The organism is Vibrio sp. T3Y01, assembly GCF_013114525.1.
In the GTDB taxonomy this organism is placed as follows: domain Bacteria; phylum Pseudomonadota; class Gammaproteobacteria; order Enterobacterales; family Vibrionaceae; genus Vibrio; species Vibrio chagasii_B.
Genome location: NZ_VTXJ01000004.1, coordinates 108,597 through 127,727 on the forward strand (window position 1 = coordinate 108,597; position 19,131 = coordinate 127,727).

The 19,131-nt window shown below is 44.7% G+C and carries 19 protein-coding genes; 11 read left to right on the forward strand and 8 right to left on the reverse strand.

Translation table 11 applies throughout. The features are described from left to right. Nucleotides 1–119 precede the first annotated feature (119 nt). From F0232_RS06030 to F0232_RS06045, 4 genes are all read right to left on the reverse strand, one after another. Nucleotides 120–614 carry a peptidylprolyl isomerase gene (locus F0232_RS06030; RefSeq protein WP_061031805.1) on the reverse strand — a complete coding sequence of 165 codons (495 nt, stop codon included), beginning with the start codon at nt 612–614 and terminating at the stop codon, nt 120–122. Between the two features lie 210 nt (nt 615–824). Next, a complete protein-coding gene (locus F0232_RS06035; protein ID WP_061031804.1) occupies nt 825–1,424 on the reverse strand; it encodes a thiol:disulfide interchange protein DsbA/DsbL in 600 nt (199 codons plus the stop codon). An 86-nt stretch (nt 1,425–1,510) separates the two neighbouring features. After that, a complete protein-coding gene (locus F0232_RS06040; protein ID WP_061031914.1) occupies nt 1,511–1,843 on the reverse strand; it encodes a hypothetical protein in 333 nt (110 codons plus the stop codon). Between the two features lie 148 nt (nt 1,844–1,991). Further along, nucleotides 1,992–2,603 carry a TetR/AcrR family transcriptional regulator gene (locus tag F0232_RS06045; protein ID WP_061031803.1) on the reverse strand — a complete coding sequence of 204 codons (612 nt, stop codon included), beginning with the start codon at nt 2,601–2,603 and terminating at the stop codon, nt 1,992–1,994. A 196-nt stretch (nt 2,604–2,799) separates the two neighbouring features. Here F0232_RS06045 and F0232_RS06050 point away from each other — a divergent pair, with 196 nt between their 5' ends. Further along, the gene (locus F0232_RS06050) at nt 2,800–3,756 is read left to right on the forward strand and encodes a glycosyl transferase family protein (protein WP_061031802.1); all 957 of its coding nucleotides are present in this window, start codon (nt 2,800–2,802) and stop codon (nt 3,754–3,756) included. A 90-nt stretch (nt 3,757–3,846) separates the two neighbouring features. On the opposite strand, the gene F0232_RS06055 is transcribed toward F0232_RS06050, so the two are convergent. Together F0232_RS06055 and F0232_RS06060 are read right to left on the reverse strand one after the other, a co-directional pair. Continuing rightward, nucleotides 3,847–4,119: a hypothetical protein gene (locus F0232_RS06055; protein WP_061031801.1), complete on the reverse strand. Its 273-nt coding sequence runs from the start codon at nt 4,117–4,119 to the stop codon at nt 3,847–3,849. Between the two features lie 128 nt (nt 4,120–4,247). Continuing rightward, on the reverse strand, nt 4,248–4,481 hold the full coding sequence (locus F0232_RS06060) for a hypothetical protein (RefSeq protein WP_061031800.1): 234 nt from the start codon (nt 4,479–4,481) through the stop codon (nt 4,248–4,250). A gap of 304 nt (nt 4,482–4,785) precedes the next feature. Here F0232_RS06060 and F0232_RS06065 point away from each other — a divergent pair, with 304 nt between their 5' ends. The 4 genes from F0232_RS06065 (at nt 4,786) to udp (ending at nt 10,361) form a co-directional block, all read left to right on the forward strand. Beyond that, nucleotides 4,786–5,202 carry a CBS domain-containing protein gene (locus F0232_RS06065; protein WP_008221675.1) on the forward strand — a complete coding sequence of 139 codons (417 nt, stop codon included), beginning with the start codon at nt 4,786–4,788 and terminating at the stop codon, nt 5,200–5,202. A gap of 144 nt (nt 5,203–5,346) precedes the next feature. Continuing rightward, nucleotides 5,347–6,810, forward strand: a complete 1,464-nt coding sequence (locus F0232_RS06070; protein WP_008221673.1) for an MATE family efflux transporter — start codon at nt 5,347–5,349, stop codon at nt 6,808–6,810. A gap of 165 nt (nt 6,811–6,975) precedes the next feature. Then, nucleotides 6,976–9,321 (forward strand): zinc/cadmium/mercury/lead-transporting ATPase, encoded by a 2,346-nt coding sequence (locus F0232_RS06075; RefSeq protein WP_105059249.1) that lies wholly within the window; start codon nt 6,976–6,978, stop codon nt 9,319–9,321. A 281-nt stretch (nt 9,322–9,602) separates the two neighbouring features. After that, on the forward strand, nt 9,603–10,361 hold the full coding sequence (gene udp, locus F0232_RS06080) for a uridine phosphorylase (RefSeq protein WP_017632176.1): 759 nt from the start codon (nt 9,603–9,605) through the stop codon (nt 10,359–10,361). A 170-nt stretch (nt 10,362–10,531) separates the two neighbouring features. On the opposite strand, the gene F0232_RS06085 is transcribed toward udp, so the two are convergent. After that, complete coding sequence (locus tag F0232_RS06085; RefSeq protein WP_061031798.1) at nt 10,532–11,698, reverse strand: DUF1887 family protein; 1,167 nt, start codon at nt 11,696–11,698, stop codon at nt 10,532–10,534. Nucleotides 11,699–11,895: 197 nt separating this feature from the next. Further along, nucleotides 11,896–13,887 (reverse strand): methyl-accepting chemotaxis protein, encoded by a 1,992-nt coding sequence (locus tag F0232_RS06090; RefSeq protein WP_061031797.1) that lies wholly within the window; start codon nt 13,885–13,887, stop codon nt 11,896–11,898. Between the two features lie 276 nt (nt 13,888–14,163). Between F0232_RS06090 and hinT the strand changes: the two genes are divergently transcribed. The 6 genes from hinT to ycfP all read left to right on the forward strand — a co-directional run bounded on the left by hinT (nt 14,164) and on the right by ycfP (nt 18,968). After that, nucleotides 14,164–14,514, forward strand: a complete 351-nt coding sequence (gene hinT / locus F0232_RS06095) for a purine nucleoside phosphoramidase (protein ID WP_004736268.1) — start codon at nt 14,164–14,166, stop codon at nt 14,512–14,514. 310 nt (nt 14,515–14,824) lie between these two features. Continuing rightward, a complete protein-coding gene (locus F0232_RS06100) occupies nt 14,825–16,216 on the forward strand; it encodes a COG3014 family protein (protein WP_105059250.1) in 1,392 nt (463 codons plus the stop codon). Beyond that, entirely contained in the window at nt 16,216–16,599 is a 384-nt protein-coding gene (locus F0232_RS06105) for a YcfL family protein (protein ID WP_004741950.1), read from the forward strand. The genes F0232_RS06100 and F0232_RS06105 overlap by 1 nt, the downstream gene beginning before the upstream one ends. Before the next feature lie 122 nt (nt 16,600–16,721). Further along, nucleotides 16,722–17,312 (forward strand): penicillin-binding protein activator LpoB, encoded by a 591-nt coding sequence (gene lpoB / locus F0232_RS06110; RefSeq protein WP_004741952.1) that lies wholly within the window; start codon nt 16,722–16,724, stop codon nt 17,310–17,312. Nucleotides 17,313–17,465: 153 nt separating this feature from the next. After that, nucleotides 17,466–18,320, forward strand: coding sequence for a phosphotransferase (locus F0232_RS06115; protein WP_105059251.1), 855 nt, complete (start codon nt 17,466–17,468; stop codon nt 18,318–18,320). A 108-nt stretch (nt 18,321–18,428) separates the two neighbouring features. Further along, entirely contained in the window at nt 18,429–18,968 is a 540-nt protein-coding gene (gene ycfP / locus F0232_RS06120; RefSeq protein WP_048658279.1) for an alpha/beta hydrolase YcfP, read from the forward strand. The last annotated feature ends 163 nt before the right edge of the window (nt 18,969–19,131 follow it).

The window sequence follows — 19,131 nt, forward strand, 5'->3', positions numbered from 1 at the left end:
ATAGCGAGGATAGGGTTGGTTATATAAATATACCGTACACCAATAAGTACAGTTGATAATATTGATAGTTATAAATGGCGAGACTGAGTCTCACCATTTGCTGCAATTTTCGGTGCGATTTATTCGTTGATCGTGACTTTTGTAATCACAATATCTTCACAAGGTACATCTTCGTGACCCCAGCGAATTGTCGTTGGTTCAGCTGCAATCTTATTTACTACATCCATACCTGCCGATACTTTACCGAATACTGCGTAACCCCAACCTGCGTTCGTAGTCGAGGTGTGATCCAGGAAGTCGTTGTCATCAAGGTTGATAAAGAACTGTGCCGTAGCAGAATGTGGTGCATCAGTACGTGCCATCGCCACAGAACCAATCACGTTCTTTAGGCCACGGTTTGCTTCATTTACGATAGGCGCACGTGTTGGTTTTTCTGTCATGTCGATAGTGTGACCACCACCTTGAATCATGAAACCTTCAATAACACGGTGAAATGTCGTGCCTTCGTAGAAACCGTCTTGGCAGTATTTAAGGAAGTTTTTCGACGTTACTGGTGCTTTTTCAAGGTTCAGTTCAATTTCAATGTCGCCAAAGTTGGTAGTCAGAGTGATCATAAAGGTCCCAATATTTGAGTGCTAAGGGTTTGGAGTACGAGTATTTTCAGTACAACAACATAGTCGATGACTTAATAAAGTGCAGTATATGAAAAATTGCTGCGGATGCCAGTGAACAATAGCGCGAGTCTTTAATTTACATGCGCTCTGAGAGCCGATAGAGATAAAAAAGCCAGTGATGAGTTCACTGGCTTGGAGATGAAACGTGACTTAGAGCGTTAGCAGATAGTTAACGAGCTGGTTGTACTCTTCGTAGCTTTTGATTTGGTCCGGCTTTACGATGTACTTGTTATTGACCAGTACACCAGGAACGCCGGTTAGCGTGCTCGCATCAAATTGCTGATCAAAGCGTTTCTGCATCGAGTTAACCGCAAAGCTGTTGTATGCCGCGTCAAACTTCTTAGCATCGACACCGTTATCAATGAATACTTGGCGTAGTTCAGCCTCGTCGCGTGGTGTCTTTTGTTTCTCATGGATCTGAGCGAACATAGCAGGAACCATGCTCTCTTCAGCATCCAGCGCAATCATTGTTGCGTAAGCTTTGGCCATCGGCACAGCCATATTGTTACCCATAAAAGCGACGTGAACTTTTTGGAAGTTTGCTGTTTCCGGTAGGTCTTCTTTTAGGTACTTAATTACCCCTTCGAATTTGTAACAGTGTGGGCAGTAGAAAGAGAAAAATTCAGTCACAACTGGCTTTTCTGCTTTTGCTACATCAAGGATCTTGTAGTGAGTGCCTTCTTCAAACTGAGCGGCGTTGATTGAAGCGCTCATAATTAGAGCAGCAAAAAGGCTAAATAGTTTTTTCATGTGTTTATTTCCTAAATTTGGGTGTCGTTAAGCACAGCAAAACTGCTGTTTTTGGGTGGCATGGATTGCCAATTTGGGACAAACGATTAAGAAATAGGGGGGCGATAAGGTGCTTGAGGCGCAATAATCGCTTTGTGTGAAGGCTCTTTTTCAATGAGAGCCAAAGAGGCAATTTGAGTATCGAAGGACTCAGACACAATCAATGGTGGCATTTTCAACAAGCAGACTGAGCGACAACAATGATGTTCAATGTTAGCTTGGGCGATTGGCTGTGAATGCGAGATACTGTTTGACGGCGTTGATAGATGTTGAGATGCCACGATATTGTTACCCGCAATGCTATCCACACTGATGGTGGCCATTAACATCGCAAGCAGCATAAAAACGTGTACCCAAATTTTGCTTATCAACTTTGGCATGAAATAGTGGTCTTTGTATCTGAACAACGGCTGAAATAAATCAGATTCTGCAACTGGCAAACCGCTCAGCCACAAAACGAGCAAATCATACCTCACTCGTTTGTCTATCTCTAATTAAAACCCGGCAAAACTTAGCAGGGCTCAACTTTTATTTGGCCTGATACTGTTTGAGAAACATCTCAACCGTTGAGTTCACGATGATGTGCTTGTGCTGTGTGTCGGGAGAAGGGGCATGACCAATGATCTGCGGCCAAAAAGCGAACGACTTAATGAGTGCAATGAATTGAGTTGAAGCAAACAGAGGGTCGAGCTCGACTAAGCGACCATCGGCCTGCGCAGCTTTTATCCAAGTCGTCAGTCCACTCTCTGCTTGAGAGTATTTCTCCATTGCTTGGCTCGCAAGTTCCGCATTATGGAAGTACTCAGAGAAGAGCACGCGAGATAAGTCGATAAAGCCTTCAGACTCTAACAGCTCTAGTTCTTGATTCGCGATTGATGCGAGTTGTTGTTCAAGAGGCAGCTCAGCTTGATAAGGGAAGTGCGTGGCGGCGAGCGTTTTACTCCAAATACTGTCTAGAATCTCCTCGAGAAGCAGCTCTTTACTGGCAAAGTGGTTGTAGACGGTGCGTTTAGATACTTCTGCTCGGCTCGATATTTTATCCATACTGGTGGCCTTATAACCGTGCTCAGTAAATTCTGCGATAGCAGCGGCAACGATCGATTCTCGTTTTCTTTGGCTCAGTGTTTTCTTTACAGTCATTTGGGTACTACTCAATATGTCGCGGTTAGCATTGCATACGTTAATTTTACACCACGAAGTTTACTTTTAGAACTCCCACTATGGTTTTGGTAATTGGAGTGTTAGCAACTGAATCGCTATGCAATGTAACGTGGGTATCATAGAATCAAGACGTATTCGAATTTTATTGATATCAACGGAAGAGAATAAATAATCAATGAGTAGTATTTTAGAGTGTATTCGTACAGTTGGACGAGGTGAAAGAGGGCGTAAGCCTTTATCGTTCGAACAAGCCTACCGCATCATGGATGAGTATTTAAGCGGACAGGTCGGCGACGACCAGATGGCTATGCTACTGATGCTAATTCGTGTGCAGAACGAAACCAATGAAGAAATTGCTGGCTTTGTTAAAGCGTTTCAATCTCGAGTGCCCGATTTAGGGGCAGATATTGATTGGCCGTGTTATGCCGGTAAGCGTAATGAAAGCGCTAGTGGTAAGCCTTGGAACTTGCTGGCGGCTAAGATCTTGGCGGATAACGGCTACAAGGTATTAATGCACGGTTACATGGACAAGCCGAGCGGTAGAACGCACGTAGAAAGCCATTTGCAAGATGTCGGTGTGCAATGTGCTGATAACCCTGAACATGCTAAGTCGATCCTTGAGCAAGATGGCATTGCTTATTTGCCGTTGGCTAATTTTGCTCCTGAAGCGCAAACCATGATTGGTTGGAAGCATCGTTATGGATTGAGAACGCCGATCAATACGGTGGTTCGAGCACTGAACCCTGGTGGTGGCCGTTTAGGCTTACGTGGTAGCTTCCACCCTGGCTTCCCACAGCTTCATGCTGAAGTTGAGCATGTGATTGGCAACAAATCTCATTCGGTTATCTCTTTCAAAGGAATGAACGGTGAGTCGGAATACAATCCTAAAGTGAGTCAAACGGTATGGATGAGCTCTCCTGATAAAGTTGAGTCTTTTTATTGGGAAGAGATGATGAACTCAGATCTGCCACTGCCGAGTGAATGTGTACTCGGGACGCCGGCTGAAGAGATGACGTTGATGGCAAACACAGTGGTCGATAGTATGACAGCAATTTTGTTTGCGGAGACGCATGACAAAACTGAGGCCTACCAAAAAGCCGTACGCCTATGGCATGAGTACTGTGCACGTTAGTTGAAAGACTATAGAGCTTGTAAGAGAAGGTCAGCGATTGTTGGCCTTTTTTGTATCGGGTGTTTCGGTTAAATGCTCAGGACAGAACGACTACTTAACTCGCATCAGCCGGTGCATTTTGTCTTCGAATTGAATCTCGATAACTTGCGATATCTTCATTTTATCAACACGATCGAGCATCTTGGTTTGATAGTCGCGTTTTTTCATCCACTCTAGTGGCTCTTTAAAGCCATCCTCATTTATGACAAATGATTGGTCAGTAATCGAATTTTCAAAGATATGAACCACCCAAATGCGGGACTGAAAATCCAGCAATGCACTGAAGTAAGTTTTGATCTTGGAGGTGGCGGTGGATAAAGACATACGAGACCGAATAAAGAGGAGAACGTGTTGTTTATCAAGTATACCGTTTGTTGCTAAAGCTTGTCAGTCTGAATTCGGCAACCACTCGAACATGGCTGCCGTATAGCGAAGGGGTAGTGTGTGAGTTGTTACTTGAGGAACATGCCGAAATCGATTTCTTGCTCTTTTTGGTATTTGACGAGCTTCACTCTCAAGTTGTGTTGCGCCGCCATATCAATCGCTAAGCTCGACATGCTTTTTATCTCTTGTACACAGCGAGAAATGAGTGGCTTCTGTTGGTTATCAACCGTTGCAATCAGTGTGGTTTCTGTACCGTCGTGATGAGTATAAACATACGCGTACATGGTGTTGTCGTGTTGCATAAACGTCCTAAATCGGGCTTTTCTAATTATTAGTGTGATGAAGGTTACAGGGTTTATCTATTCAAGCCACTATGGCTGAGTAAGGTTAAGCAAGAGAAAGTAAGACTTTGTAAGGGCTCTTTTTTTACTTTTTTTGGATGTTTGAAAGTGCGCTCAACCCTTTATCTGCCTTGCTTTTTTGTCTTGTTAGGTTTTGCCTATCAATAAAATTGCTGAAATCCATTTAGTAAAATCAAGATTTTAGACAACAATTAAATGAAAGAAGCAGATAAAAACATGACGCAAAGTATTTAGGGAGAACGCTATGCATTCAATTAAAGTGAAAGATTACATGACGCAGCAGGTTGTGACATTCACTCCTGATATGCCGTTAAGTCTAGCGTTAGACAAAGTGATGAGCAGTCATCACATGGGTGGACCAGTTATTGATGACAATGAACAAGTGATTGGTTTCCTTTCTGAGCAAGATTTATTAGAGAAGCTAGTTAAGGTTAGCTATTTCTGCCAAGACACACATATTGTTGGTGATTGTATGTACCAAGAGGTGCTATCAGTCGCACCAGACTTATCCATTATCGAATTGGCAGATATGATGCAAGTAGGCAAACCGAAAGCTTACCCTGTCATCGACAATCAGAAACTGGTCGGCATTATCACTCGAACCGATGTTTTAAGAGCAATCGGCAAGAACTTAGATGAATGTTTCCAACATCCTGTATAGTAGCGTGTTAAGAACGATTATTTTTCTCAACACCCTGAAATAAAAAAGGCGCACTAGCGCCTTTTTCTTCGTGGAGTTTTTCTAATTAGACCTGTTTGTCGGTCTATAGGTTTAGCCTGTGGTGTTTCAGCTTTTGGAGGTTTCATGTCAAACCAAACTGCAAAGTTTGTAGAAGGCTCAACGATGCGCCACATCTTGGTGATGTCGGGAGCAGGCTCAGTCGGCTTGATGGCATTGTTTGTGGTCGACCTGCTCGATATGCTGTTTATCAGTATGCTAGGTCAGGTTGAACTGGCTGCTGCGGTTGGTTTTGCTGGCACACTCACTTTCTTTTCTACTTCTGTGTCGATTGGTACTTCCATTGCTATGGGGGCGTTGGTTTCAAAAGCGATAGGCTCAAAAAATAGAGACCAAGCTAGAAACCTCAGCACTAGCATTATGCTAACCGCGTTTGTCATTAGCTCAACCGTCACTGCTGTTATGTACGCTTATATCCCAGAGTTATTGGCAGCCATTGGTGCGAAAGGCTTAGCCGCTGAGCGCGCACAAGCGTATTTGCAGATTTTGTTACCGAGTGGCCCGTTTTTAGCGCTTGCGATGGCGGCCGGTGCTGGCCTAAGAGCTGCGGGTGATGCCAAACGCTCTATGTGGGCGACATTATCGGGAGGGATCGTAAATGCGATCTTAGATCCTCTGTTTATTTTTGGCTTTGGTTGGAACATTGAAGGGGCGGCTATCGCCTCTGTGGTGGCGCGTTTTTCGGTTCTGTTCTTCTCACTTTATCCTTTGATTCGCAGTCACGAGCTGGTGGCTCCACCATCATTTGTGCAGTGGCGCATCAATATCCGTCCAATCTTAGCAATCGCAATCCCTGCGATCATTACTAACACCGCGACACCTATCGGCAATGCCATTGTCACGACAGGTATTGCACAATATGGTGAAGACTTCGTTGCGGGTTTTGCGGTGATTGGTCGTTTAACGCCGGTGTGTTTTGCGGTAATTTTTGCCTTGTCTGGCGCGGTAGGGCCAATTATTGGTCAGAACTTTGGTGCCGAGAGAATGGACAGAGTAAAAGAGACGCTCAATAACTCTCTATTTGTAACCACTGTGTACACCATTGTGGTTTGTGTCCTGTTGTACTTCCTACAAGATCTCGTGATTCATGGCTTTAGTCTGCAAGGGGACGCGGCGATCATTGTTGCTGCTTTCTGTACCTATGTGGCCATTACTTTCATCTTTAACGGCGCACTGTTTGTCGCGAACACCTCGTTTAATAACCTAGGTAAGCCGCTGTATTCGACCGCTCTGAATTTAGGTAAGGCGACACTTGGTACCTTGCCTTTCGTATATTTAGGTTCTCAATGGTATGGCGCGTTAGGCGTTCTTTACGGACAAGCGCTGGGTAATATTCTGTTTGGCTTGTTGGGTGTTTTAGTACTTCGTTACCACATCTCTGAATTGATGCAGGGATCTAATGTCGAGCCAGTTGAAGATGACGTGTCTATCGTAAGTTTGAATACACAGCCTTTCTGTTCTCATGATGCAGTGCTGATTGATGATGTTTCAGCGAACAGAGAAGAGTGTGCCGAACTGAAGCCTCAATAATAGTGACTTACTTGGTCGAGACTGTTAAATAAATTGTATTAACCGAAAACTTCTTCTTGACCTTGGAGCTACCTCCAAGGTTTATACTTTCGATGAACTTGGGGTTGGTTACTTTAATGACTGAGTAGCCACTCCAAGGGTATTGGAATATTAAGGAGATACATTATGTGCGCAAAACACGCAGCGTGCCGCTCAGTAAAAGTGGACGTTCAACCACAAGCAGCCGCAACAAGCTGCTCTAGCCCTAAAATTTCAAGCATTACTGCAGCTGGTACATCATCAGCATGTTGCAGCTCTTCTTCAACGACAGTCGCGTCATCGGGTGATGGCTGTTGTAGTTCAGACAGTGGAGAAGAAGACAGTCAGTCCTCAACGATAACGAACGATGCCCAATTTTCTAAAAGTTGGTTGGTTTCCGGAATGGACTGTCCAGCTTGTGCCAGAAAAATAGAAAAAGCGATCAGTAATATCGACGGTGTAATTCAAGCGAAGGTGCTCTTTGCTACCGAAAAACTGGTTGTGAAATATAACAATGAAAGTCTTGCTGACACCATCGAACAAGTCTCTATCAACACTGGCTTCCCGTTAACGGAAGTGGGTTCTAAGAAAGAAAAGCAACAACCAGAGACATTTTGGCAAGCGCATATCCAACCTAATTTACAGATCATAGCGATAGCCGCTGCGATGCTGTTCGCGGCGTTACTGAAAAGCTCAGCGCCTCAATTAAGTGAAGGTTTATTCATCGCGACCTGTCTACTTGGACTGTATCCGGTCGCTAAGAAAGCCGTTCAGCTCGCTCGCTCGGGAACTCCTTTCGCGATAGAAACCTTAATGAGTGTGGCTGCACTGGGTGCGCTATACCTTGGCGAGACCGCAGAAGCGGCAATGGTATTACTTCTTTTCTTAATTGGTGAACGCTTAGAGGCTTTTGCTTCTTCAAGAGCAAGAAGCGGCGTTCAAGCGCTAATGGCGTTAGTGCCTGAGAATGCGACCAAGATTATTAACGGTGAACGTGTTGAAGTAGCAGTAAGCGAATTGGTACCTGGCGATGTGATTGAAGTGGCTGCGGGTTCTCGTTTGCCAGCAGACGGTCAGTTGATTACCGATGCTGCGAGTTTTGACGAAAGTGCGTTGACTGGCGAGTCTGTGCCTGTGGAGCACACCCAAGGTAATAGCATCATGGCTGGTGCTGTGGTAGTCGATAAAGTGGTGCGCATTACGATTACCTCGAAACAAGGTGAGAACGCCATTGACCGTATTCTTCACCTGATTGAAGAGGCGGAATCGCGTAAAGCGCCATTGGAACGTTTCCTTGATAAGTTCAGTCGTTGGTACACACCATTGATGATGGTGGTCGCTTTGCTTGTCATCATCACGCCACCATTATTATTTGCTCAATCGTGGGAAACATGGGTGTACCGTGGTCTAGCACTACTGTTAATCGCGTGCCCTTGTGCCCTTGTTATTTCAACACCTGCGGCGATCACTTCTGGTTTGGCTGCGGCAGCAAAACGCGGCGCGCTAATTAAAGGCGGTGCAGCACTTGAGCAGCTTGGTAAGATCGAAACTATTGCTTTCGATAAAACAGGCACACTGACTGAAGGTAAGCCTCAGGTGACTGATATTGAGCCACTAGCAGGTTGGCAGAAAGATGCGATGCTTCGTGTGGTTGGCGCTATTGAGGTTGGCTCTACTCACCCATTAGCAAAATCGCTGGTGGCAAAAGTTGAAGAATTAGGCATTGATATTCCAGAGTCTCACAACAAGAAAGCGCTGATTGGTAGTGGCGTGGAAGGTGACGTCGATGGTGTGAAATATCGAGTGCTTGCGCCATCTAAGCTTAATTTCGCTTTGGATGCACAGGTATCTAAGCAAATCGAATCGCTAGAAGATGAAGGTAAAACCGTCGTTGTTGCATTAGAGGTTAAAGATTCTGAGCAAGCTGCCAATGCGATTGGCTTGATTGCATGGCAAGACACATTACGCAGTGATGCGAAGTTTGCGATTGAGCGCCTGAATGGTCTCGGTATTCAATCCATTATGCTGACAGGGGATAACCCGCGCAGTGCTGCCGCGATCAGTGGCAAAGTTGGCATGCAGTACAAAGCGAGTCTGCTTCCAAGTGATAAGGTGTCTTATGTACAAGAGTTGTCTCAACAGTCGCATGTAGCCATGGTCGGAGATGGCATTAACGATGCGCCCGCGATGAAAACCGCGCATGTCGGTATCGCAATGGGTGGGGGCACAGACGTTGCTCTGGAAACTGCTGATTCAGCACTGACTCATAACCGTCTAACTGAATTACCAGCAATGATTGAGCTGTCGCAAGCGACCATCAATAATATCCGTCAAAACGTCGCTCTGGCTCTTGGCTTGAAAGGTGTGTTCTTAGTGACGAGTTTGTTTGGTATTACGGGGTTATGGGTAGCGGTTCTGGCGGACAGCGGTGCAACAGCACTGGTGACATTGAACGCATTACGCTTACTACGATTCAAGTCTAAATCTGATTAAATCTAACGCTCTTATATAAAGTTGCCTACTATATAAACGCCTTTAGCGGTAATACGTTAAAGGCGTTTTTTGTCTCATTAGTATGCAACACAGGTGCTTACATTGCTTATTTTTGTGATGCCAATCGGTTTTTCGTGAAACTTGAAATCTTGTTGCGATCATTCATGTGACGGGTGTCACTTCATTTTGTGGTGAGCTTGGTTAGAGTGTGTTCGTACCCCACGAATTTACTATGAGCTTAAATAAGGGTAAAAAGCCCAATAAGCCAAAAGGAGCGAACTATGTCTCAAGCTGTTTTCCATTTAGGTGTTACTGAAGCAGATCTTAACGGTGCTACTCTTGCGATCATTCCAGGTGATCCTGCTCGTGTACAAAAAATTGCAGAAGAGATGGAGAACCCAGTATTTCTTGCTAGCCATCGTGAATACACACTTTACCGCGCAGAACTAGACGGTAAGCCAGTGGTTGTATGTTCAACAGGTATCGGTGGTCCATCTACCTCTATCGCTGTAGAAGAGCTAGCTCAATTGGGTGTTCGCACTTTCCTACGTGTTGGTACTACTGGTGCTATCCAACCTCACGTAAATGTGGGTGACATGATTGTTTCTACTGGTTCTGTTCGTCTAGACGGCGCTAGCCTACACTTTGCTCCAATGGAGTTCCCAGCAGTTGCTGACTTCGAAGTGGCAACAGCAATGAAAGCGGCAGTTGAAGAATCAGGTGCAGCCGTTCACATGGGCGTAACTGCTTCAAGTGATACGTTCTACCCAGGTCAAGAGCGTTACGACACGTTCTCAGGTCGCGTAGTTAAGCGTTTCCAAGGTTCTATGCAAGAGTGGCAAGACATGGGCGTTCTAAACTTCGAAATGGAATCTGCAACGCTGCTAACTATGTGTGCAAGTTCTGGTCTGAAAGCGGGTTGTGTTGCTGGTGTAATCATCAACCGTACTCAAAAAGAGACGCCTGATCACGATACACTAAAAGTAACAGAAGCACGCTCAATCAAAGTGGTTGTAGAAGCTGCTCGTAAAATGCTTTAAGTCTTAATCTGACAGCAAATTTTGAAAATGGCCGCATCGATTGATGCGGCCATTTTTTATTTACTCGTTAAGTGACAGAGAGAAAACAGATAAGAAAAAGGCGAGTCACTAAATAGCGACTCGCCTTTGTTATATCTGTTTAAGAGAAGCTTGCTGTTAAATGTTTCTTTTTAGCACTCTTGGTCTTCGTTACCGCCAGCAGCCGTAAACCAAGCGGTTAGGTGCGTTTTAAGATCTTTCAATTCATCTGGGCCGATCAGAGCAAGGCCAAGATCTTCTGCGCGTGTTATGTCGTTATGACGAAGTGGACGGAAGCTCACTAGCATAGCGCGGGCTTGTAGGCCACCTAATAGGTCTCTTAGTGATTCCAGTTTGTATAACGTGTCATCACCGTCATCACGCATGCCTTTCGTCTTACATTCGATGATGTGCAGTTTATTGTTCACCACAGATGCCACATCTAGCTCATTTCGAACTTCACGCTCGCCGAGCTGGCGGTATACCTGAACATTCAAAGAGCGGTCTTGAATGGTTGGCATGTCGTCTTGGATCTGTTTGACGGTGCTGTGAACCAGAGTTTCAAGCCATTCACCATTTGAGAAGCGTCGTGCGTCTTCATTAGCGAAAGTTAAAATACCATTGTCGTAAGTGGCGATCTTAGCTTCAACTAAATCACTCAATAGCATGTTTAGTTCACGATAGCCTTGCTGTTTTTCGGATAACTCAACATCCAGCTTCTGCTCTTTACGACAAGTGGTTGCAAGGTAGTTCAGTGTCGCTAGACCAGGACCTAATTCAAGTGCGTTACTTGCCCAACGTTCACCTAGCTCATAAAGCTTTTGGTCTAATTGCGGAGGCAATTGCACGTCGCTGAATTCACCACGAGCGCCAAATACCGTGAGGTAATCGTCGATAGTGATGCGGTCTTGAACTTGGGCGTCTTCTTTGCCATTCGGGTACAGCCAGCATAGTTTGTCACTATTTGGTTCTACAACGAAAATAGGCCAGTGGTAAGTTCGGAACACTTCGTAGACTGAAAGTAGACGGTGACGTAGACCACAACTTGCGTTGAGTTTCACTTCTTGTCCACGTGCTTTTAAATCTTCAGCGAGGTTTTGAATGGATTCTTTAATCACGGACGTGTTTACGATCGTAGGAATTTCAAAAAACTCGCTGGTAATGTCGCGCTTTTGCAAAACGCTGTCTAAGCGTTGATACATATCGACTTGATTTTTGTCGCCGATGAACACGATGTGCGTGCTGACCGTACGGTTATCAAGCAGTGGGGTAAGCAAGCGAATGGGGTCTTGATCGATAATGCCAACATGAACAGCCATATAAATTCCTTAATAGCGGCTCGCTCATAAAGGTGAAAGAAAAAACGGGAAGCAGCAAGCCTTAATAACCATATAATGACAAAGCTCATAAAAAACAAGGGCAACTCTTGATAAAAGTTGCCCTTGTTCAAATAGTTACCACTATTGGGTAAGAAGTCCCAACAATCTCACCAAATATCTATGGTTTCATCATTTATCTATAGCTTAAATTGATGAACCAAATCCCCTTGTTGATTTGCGAGAATCGTTAGGTTTTGGCTCGCTTCAGCTATTGATGACATCGCTTGGTAACTGGCGTCTGCGATGTGGTTAATGTCTTCAATATTACGCGCAATATCACCCGAGGTTTCACTCTGTTCAGCAGCAGCTTGAGAGATGTGAGTACTCATATGGCTGATTTCTAGAATCAAGGCTTGAATCTCTTCCATTGCACTATTGGCATTCGATGCTTGTTGTACCGACATGTCCATATCACTCATACAGCTTTCGATAACGTTACTTGCGGTTTTCGAGCTGGATTGTAGGTTGCTGATCATGGTTTCGATTTCAGCTGTAGATTGCGTTGTTTTCTGCGCTAACACACGAACCTCATCGGCAACGACTGCAAAACCACGACCTTGCTCACCGGCACGCGCTGCTTCAATTGCTGCATTCAGTGCGAGTAGGTTCGTCTGTTCTGCAATGCCGCGAATTACGTCTAGGATTGAGCCAATTTGGCTACTCATCTGTTGCAGTTCACCCACCGCACTTACCGACTCGGTTAGGCGAGTTTCCAGTTGGTTGATGGTGCTGATGTTGGTGTTCATGATCTGACGACCCGATTCAGAAGCCGTCTCGACTTGTTGAACCATAGTCAAAGAGCTTTGTGCGCTATTAGCAACTTCTTGTACAGAGTGAGACATCTCTGTCATCGCAGTCGCTACTGTCGCAGTTTGCTCACGCTGGCTGTTCAGTTGAGCCTGAGTTTCTGAAGAGGTCTTCTGGTTGACGCTTGCTGTTTTGGTTAGGTCATCTGACGCATCGTTAAGCTTTACAAGAATATTGTGTAGGTTATCGGCTAAGGTGTTGATGTGACCACTCACGCGGCTGAATTCGTTGTTGTAACGAATGTCGATGCGCTGTGTCATGTCACCTTCTGTTAGGCCTTCTAGTGTTTTAAGGATGCGCGTTAGTGGCTCTCTTACACTGTGAGCAATGTGGTAGCCAATCGCTGCCGCAAATAGTGTTACAACCACACCGATGGCAATCGCATTGAATAGGCCTTTGTCGTAAATGCTGCTCGCGTCTGCCAATGAAGAGTTGAGTTGTTCTTCGGCTGTCACGTTGAATGAGTCTAACACGGCCATCGCTTGGTCTACTTCAACTGCTAGATTGGCAATGTTCACATAAAGTGCTTGTTTCGCTTGAAGGTAGTTGTTGTGCTTATCAAGAACACCGCCTTTTTGGCCTACGTCTTTGGTGAATTTCTGAACCGATTCATCGAATACATTCTTAAGAGCAGGTAGCTGTGTTGCCAAACCACGGTAGGCGTAGTTTAGGTGAGTAACGGCTTTCTTGTTTTGGTTTACGGCTTTTTGTACGAATGCCACATCTGAGCTCGCGAGTGCGTCTGATGTGATCACTTCTGCATCTTGCAGTTTGATGAAGTAGCTTTTCGCCATGACTTTCACAGAGATGCTCTTCTGATCGGCAACGTACTCTTTCATGCCAACGGTCAATTCTGAGTGTAGGCGTTGGAAATCACGTGATGCTTTTTGTACTTGCTCTTGCGCTTCAAACATCGCGACGTAGTTGTTCATCGCTTCATCTGCTTCAGCAAAGTAGCGTTCTTCCATGGCTCTTAGCTGAGTAATGCGTTCGATGAGTGAGGTGTTGTTTTGGCTTGCCGCTTCTAGATTACCAAGGACTTCTGAAAAAGCGTTTTGTGATGCAGCAAACTCTGTGCGCATTGCAGACATGCGTTCAGTGTTTTGTGTGGTTAAGAAATCTTTGAATGACTTATCTGCCGAAAGCAATTGGACACTTGTTTGATTGGAAAGCGCAACAAGCGGTAAAGAGGTTTCTGAGACACTCTCAAAATTGCTGTGTATCTGATTCATGCTGTTCATCATGATGGTTATCGTGACTGCGAACATGATGATGATCAGTGCGAAACCAGCGTACATACGCTTGATCACAGATCCCTTCATGGCTTTCTCCCTAAATAAAATGCAGACCTAATGTCAGGTCAAAGTAAAACTAACAAAATTGTCAGCATTCTATTGAGCTCCGCTTACGCATTTTATGACGCACACAGCAAAAATAACCCTCAGTTATAATCAACATGCCATTCTTGAGAGCTTAGGCTAGTTTTCTTTGATTTGAACGGTGTTTTTTATTAAGCTTTAAAGCAGGTTTATTGTGGTTTGTAGCGGCATAGCGCATACTCAAAGCACTAAAAAGTAAATGTTTTATCGGAGAAAAACATGGCTGAAGAAACCATCTTTAGTAAGATCATTAACAAAGAAATTCCAGCAGATCTGCTATACCAAGACGATTTAGTGACAGCGTTTCGTGACATCAACCCACGTGCGCCTAGCCACATCCTAATTATCCCTAATAAGCTTATTCCAACGACCAACGATGTTGAAGTGGAAGACGAAGCAATGATGGGGCGCATGTTTACAGTTGCTCGTAAGCTAGCAAAAGAAGAGGGTATCGCAGAGGATGGTTACCGTCTTATCGTGAACTGTAACTCTCATGGTGGCCAAGAGGTTTACCACATCCACATGCACTTAGTTGGTGGCCGTCCGCTTGGCCCTTTACTGATGAGCTAATCAAATAAGTTAACGAATTAACAAAATAGTCAATGAACGAACTAGAAAGTTAATGAGTTAATTAACACAAACAACAAGTTGGAAAATTTGTTGTTTGTATGCCAACTTTAATTGTTATCTGTTGTCTGAATATCGGCTTTGCTTAGCCAGAGCCCGATGAAGCAAGCATTTACTTGCTTGAGATCCTTTTTACAGCACGTTTCGTTTTGATAATGAGACTAGGGTCTGTTGAGCTTTCGAGCTGATTTCACCACGAAAGGTCAGCAGACCATAATAAAGTTGGCATTTTAAACATGCACGGAGACGATAAGTGAAGCAACAGTTTAGATTCGCTTCCATTGCCCTACTATCGGCGCTGACCGCGGGATGCGCGAGTATGTCTGCAGGTAACCTGTTCAGTCATTACAGCGCACAAAATAAAAGTATCTACCAAGCTGTTAAATCTGGAGATTATTCAGAGGCTCAACAAGAGTTACCAGATTACGCAGCAGGCGATATTCTCGATAATTTTGAGAGAGGCAGAATCAATCTGTTGGATCAAAAGTACCCAGAGAGTAAGTCTTCGTTTGAAGCGGCGGATCAGGCTGTTACCGAGCAGCAGAGAAAAGCCGTCATCTCAATTTCAGACAGTGCAACCAGTGTGGGTGCATTGGCTGTGAATGACAACATTACCGAGTATGTGCCGCCGGATTACGAGTTAGGCTTTCTTCACCTTTATCTCGGCTTAAACTATTTAAAGAAAAACGATTTAGAAGGTGCGGTGATCGAAATGCGTCGCGCCAATCAAGTTCAAGAGCAAGCGAAAAAGCAGCGTGAGGCCGAGCTAGAAAGAGCCGCCAACGATGCGAAGAAGCAGGGGCTGTCTGCCAATGTCGGCAGTATTCTCGCGAATTACCCAAATGCGGGTAAAAAGCTGCAGTCAGTGCAAAACGCTTATCTGATGTTTTTATCGGGTCTGCTTTATGAAGCTTCAAACGACCTTAACAGTGCTTATGTTGATTATCGACGCGCATTGGCGGTGATGCCTGATAACCAAGAGATTATCGACAGAACCATGGCAACGGCCGCACGCTTAGGTATGCGACAGGATTTGGTCACACTTGAGAAGCGTTACAAGCAGTCGTCTAAGCTAAGTAGCGGTCAAGGGCGCGTGATTGTTCTTCAAGAGCAGAGTGCTGTTCAAGCAATGGACAGTTGGCGACTAGATTTACCTGTTTATGACAGTCGCGATCAGGGAGCAATATACTCTCTTGCGCTGCCATATTACCCAAGTCAGAACGTAGAGCGTTTTTCTCCGTTACGAATCAGTGGGCAGCCGCTGCAGGAGCATTTGATTACCGACGTAAACGCTATGGCTCAAAACGATCTCTCTGAGCGTATGACGAGCATTGTTATTCGCCAAGCACTGCGTGTGGTCGCAAAAGACCGCATTCGTAAAGAGGCAACCAAGGGTGATGACGTTGGCAACATTTTGTTCAATGTGTGGAACACGCTGACAGAGCAACCAGACACTCGCAGTTGGCAATCATTACCAGCTGAGATTAAGAGCAGTACGTTTGTAGCAAACAGCGGCCAATATACCTTGGAAGCGGGTGCTAAAACCTACGATTTTGATATTCGAGAAGGGCAGACTACTTTGGTATGGATTTCTCGACAAGGAAACAACGCAACAATGTGGCATAAACAGCTAGGGAGGCTGTAATGAAAAAGTGGTTAGTGAGCTTAGCAGCGGTTATGGCTCTGGCTGGTTGTGCTGATAATACAGCTGGCGTAAGGGTTGATAGTCTGACTCAGAACGTATTCTTTGGCGACAATGTATTGGGCAGCCGTTTACAAGTTGAAGATATCCGTACCGATCAGATTGATGGTCACACTCGAGGTATTGTCCGCTTAAACAGTAACTATAAAGGTGACCAACACATCCTTTATCGTTTCTATTGGTACGACGATGCTGGACTGGAGGTCAACTTGAAACAAGGACCTTGGAAGCAAGCGATTGTACGTGGCTTTGAAAGCATTTCGTTGTCGGAAGTATCGGTAAACCCGAAAGCAACTCAGTTCCGAGTTCAGTTCCGAGAGCAGTAGTAACAGATTCCGTTAGAACTGGCGCGGTTAATATCGACTAGCGCTGATAAAGCGAATTGATTCGCACAGATAAAATTTAAGAGTGTGGGTAACCCCACTCAATGATAAGTTGAGGAAACATCATGAAAAAGAGTGTCATTGCGCTACTAGGCTTAGCGGTTATTTTAGGCGGTTGTTCGAACAAGGTAAGCTACGGTGATGCACAAGCAGTAGAAACCACGACAATCGATTTCGGTTCAACTGACCTTCAAACTATTGCTGGTGAGATGGTTGATAGCATGATGGCTTCTGGTTCAGTGTCTTACATTACTCGTGATCAGCGTCCAATCGTGTTCGTAGAGCGAATCAAGAACAAAACAAGTGAGCACATCGATACTGAGTCAATCACTGACACAATCAGTACTAAAATGCTGAACTCTGGTAAGTTCCGTTTCGTTGATATGGACCGTGTAGAGTCTGTTCGTGACCAACTAAACTTTCAAAACAACGATGAGCTAGTGAACCAAAGCTCTGCGATTCAGTTCGGTAAGATGGTTGGTGCTCAGTACATGCTGTACGGCAACCTATCAAGCATCGTTAAGAAAGCGGGTAGCGACGAAGACGTGTACTACAAAATGACCATGCGTCTGATGGACCTTGAGTCTGGCTTGATCGAGTGGGCTGACGAGACTGAAATCCGTAAGCAGCAATCTAAGAGCCTACTAGGTCTTTAATTTCGCTTAACTGCCAACTATGACACTTACTATTGAAAGTGAATAGCTTGGTCACACGCCAATTCAGTACATGATGTGCTGATATTTGAAGACACTGGCTTTTGGTCAGTGTCTTTTTTGTAGGGAAACGAAGACGTTTATAGGGAATGAGCAATGGCAATTTTTTCTTGGTCTGAGGCGAAGCTTCTTGATACCAGTTTGATTTCGCTTGATGGCTATTTTTCGCAGCCGCCAGTGAAGGCGCAGACACTTACCGGTGGTCTAACTAACCGATGTTGGAAGCTGGTTTCTGCTGATGGCACTGAATACGTGTGGCGTCCGATTACACCGATTACTAACGCCTTCTTTATTTCCCGTCATGAAGAGTACCAAGTGTTGTCTGCCATCGAGCGTCTTGGTATTGGACCAAGCCCTATTGTCGTCAATGAACAAGGCTTATTGGTTGAATGGGTTGCCGGGGATACGCTCTATGAAGGTTTAGATATTGATGACCTATTGAAAACGCTTATCTCTGTGCATTTGGTTAACACCGCACGGTTACCACTTAAGCCGTTCAGCTTTACAGCGCGAGTAGACCATTATTGGCTTCAGCTTGATGCGGTTCATAAGACCGAAGCCTACAGCTCCATTTATAAAGAGTGGCGGACAACACCGAGTATTCCGAGTGTTGAGCTTTCCTTATGTCACTTTGATCTGGGCGGTTACAACCTAGTGAAGAACAGCGGTGGGATTAAAATCATTGATTGGGAATACGCGGCAATTGCTGACCCTAGATTAGATCTAACCTTAACCATTTCAGTCGCAGATGCCCCGGTGCAAGAAACGGTTGAAAAGTATTGTCAGCTGCGCGGCATTCACGATGTTCAGCCTTGGCTGGATGGTGTAGAAGCGTGGTTACCACGAAGTCGAATGATGGCAATGTTGTGGTATTTGCTCGCTCATCAACTGTGGGGAGATGAAAGTTATCTGCGTGAAGCAGAGGCTCTGAGTCACACTTTCTGTAGCTAGGATCACGTTTAGGAAGTGAAAAATATAATTTCGATGGTCTTCCCTTTAAAACCTTGTTTTTCGTGTTAGATTGATCAAAACGTACCAATATTCAATGGGGGAGGTACAATGATTATCTATCTTCACGGCTTCGACTCAACAAGCCCGGGCAATCACGAAAAGATACTGCAGTTGCAATTCATTGATGATGACGTTCGTTTCATCAACTACAGTACTTTGCATCCAAAACACGATATGCAGCACCTGCTAAAAGAGGTGCACAAAGTGATAGAGCAATCAGATGATCCACATCCAATTATTTGTGGTGTTGGCTTAGGTGGTTTTTGGTCTGAGCGTATTGGTTTCTTGTGTGGTATTAAGCAGGTAATTTTCAACCCGAACCTGCAACCTGAGAACAACATGGTAGGCCGAATCGACCGTCCTGAAGAGTACGAAGATATTGCGACTAAGTGTGTTGAACAGTACCGCATGAAAAACAAAGGTCGTTGTCTTGTGGTGCTTTCTCGTGAAGATGAAATTCACGACAATAGCAAAACAGCTGCAGCACTTGAAGATTACTACGATGTAATCTGGGATGAGAAAGAGAGTCACAAGTTCAAAAAAATCTCTCAACATCTCCAAGCGATGAAAGCCTTTAAAAACGCTTAATCATCCCACTATTTTTATAAAAGCAGTACTCATTGAGTGCTGCTTTTTTGTATCTGGATAGCAAAGGTTACTATTGATGATGCTGTCGTAGCGGCTATGTTGACAAGTTTACGCAAACGTTAACTATTTAGCTTCGAATCCTCATTGTGGGTAAGGATTTTAG

Bases quoted from the DNA above. Each gene is read 5' to 3' on its own strand.
- F0232_RS06030 (WP_061031805.1), bottom strand. From the start codon at position 614: ATGATCACTCTGACTACCAACTTTGGCGACATTGAAATTGAACTGAAC.
- F0232_RS06035 (WP_061031804.1), bottom strand. From the start codon at position 1,424: ATGAAAAAACTATTTAGCCTTTTTGCTGCTCTAATTATGAGCGCTTCA.
- F0232_RS06040 (WP_061031914.1), bottom strand. From the start codon at position 1,843: ATGCCAAAGTTGATAAGCAAAATTTGGGTACACGTTTTTATGCTGCTT.
- F0232_RS06045 (WP_061031803.1), bottom strand. From the start codon at position 2,603: ATGACTGTAAAGAAAACACTGAGCCAAAGAAAACGAGAATCGATCGTT.
- F0232_RS06050 (WP_061031802.1), top strand. From the start codon at position 2,800: ATGAGTAGTATTTTAGAGTGTATTCGTACAGTTGGACGAGGTGAAAGA.
- F0232_RS06055 (WP_061031801.1), bottom strand. From the start codon at position 4,119: ATGTCTTTATCCACCGCCACCTCCAAGATCAAAACTTACTTCAGTGCA.
- F0232_RS06060 (WP_061031800.1), bottom strand. From the start codon at position 4,481: ATGCAACACGACAACACCATGTACGCGTATGTTTATACTCATCACGAC.
- F0232_RS06065 (WP_008221675.1), top strand. From the start codon at position 4,786: ATGCATTCAATTAAAGTGAAAGATTACATGACGCAGCAGGTTGTGACA.
- F0232_RS06070 (WP_008221673.1), top strand. From the start codon at position 5,347: ATGTCAAACCAAACTGCAAAGTTTGTAGAAGGCTCAACGATGCGCCAC.
- F0232_RS06075 (WP_105059249.1), top strand. From the start codon at position 6,976: ATGTGCGCAAAACACGCAGCGTGCCGCTCAGTAAAAGTGGACGTTCAA.
- udp (WP_017632176.1), top strand. From the start codon at position 9,603: ATGTCTCAAGCTGTTTTCCATTTAGGTGTTACTGAAGCAGATCTTAAC.
- F0232_RS06085 (WP_061031798.1), bottom strand. From the start codon at position 11,698: ATGGCTGTTCATGTTGGCATTATCGATCAAGACCCCATTCGCTTGCTT.
- F0232_RS06090 (WP_061031797.1), bottom strand. From the start codon at position 13,887: ATGAAGGGATCTGTGATCAAGCGTATGTACGCTGGTTTCGCACTGATC.
- hinT (WP_004736268.1), top strand. From the start codon at position 14,164: ATGGCTGAAGAAACCATCTTTAGTAAGATCATTAACAAAGAAATTCCA.
- F0232_RS06105 (WP_004741950.1), top strand. From the start codon at position 16,216: ATGAAAAAGTGGTTAGTGAGCTTAGCAGCGGTTATGGCTCTGGCTGGT.
- lpoB (WP_004741952.1), top strand. From the start codon at position 16,722: ATGAAAAAGAGTGTCATTGCGCTACTAGGCTTAGCGGTTATTTTAGGC.
- F0232_RS06115 (WP_105059251.1), top strand. From the start codon at position 17,466: ATGGCAATTTTTTCTTGGTCTGAGGCGAAGCTTCTTGATACCAGTTTG.
- ycfP (WP_048658279.1), top strand. From the start codon at position 18,429: ATGATTATCTATCTTCACGGCTTCGACTCAACAAGCCCGGGCAATCAC.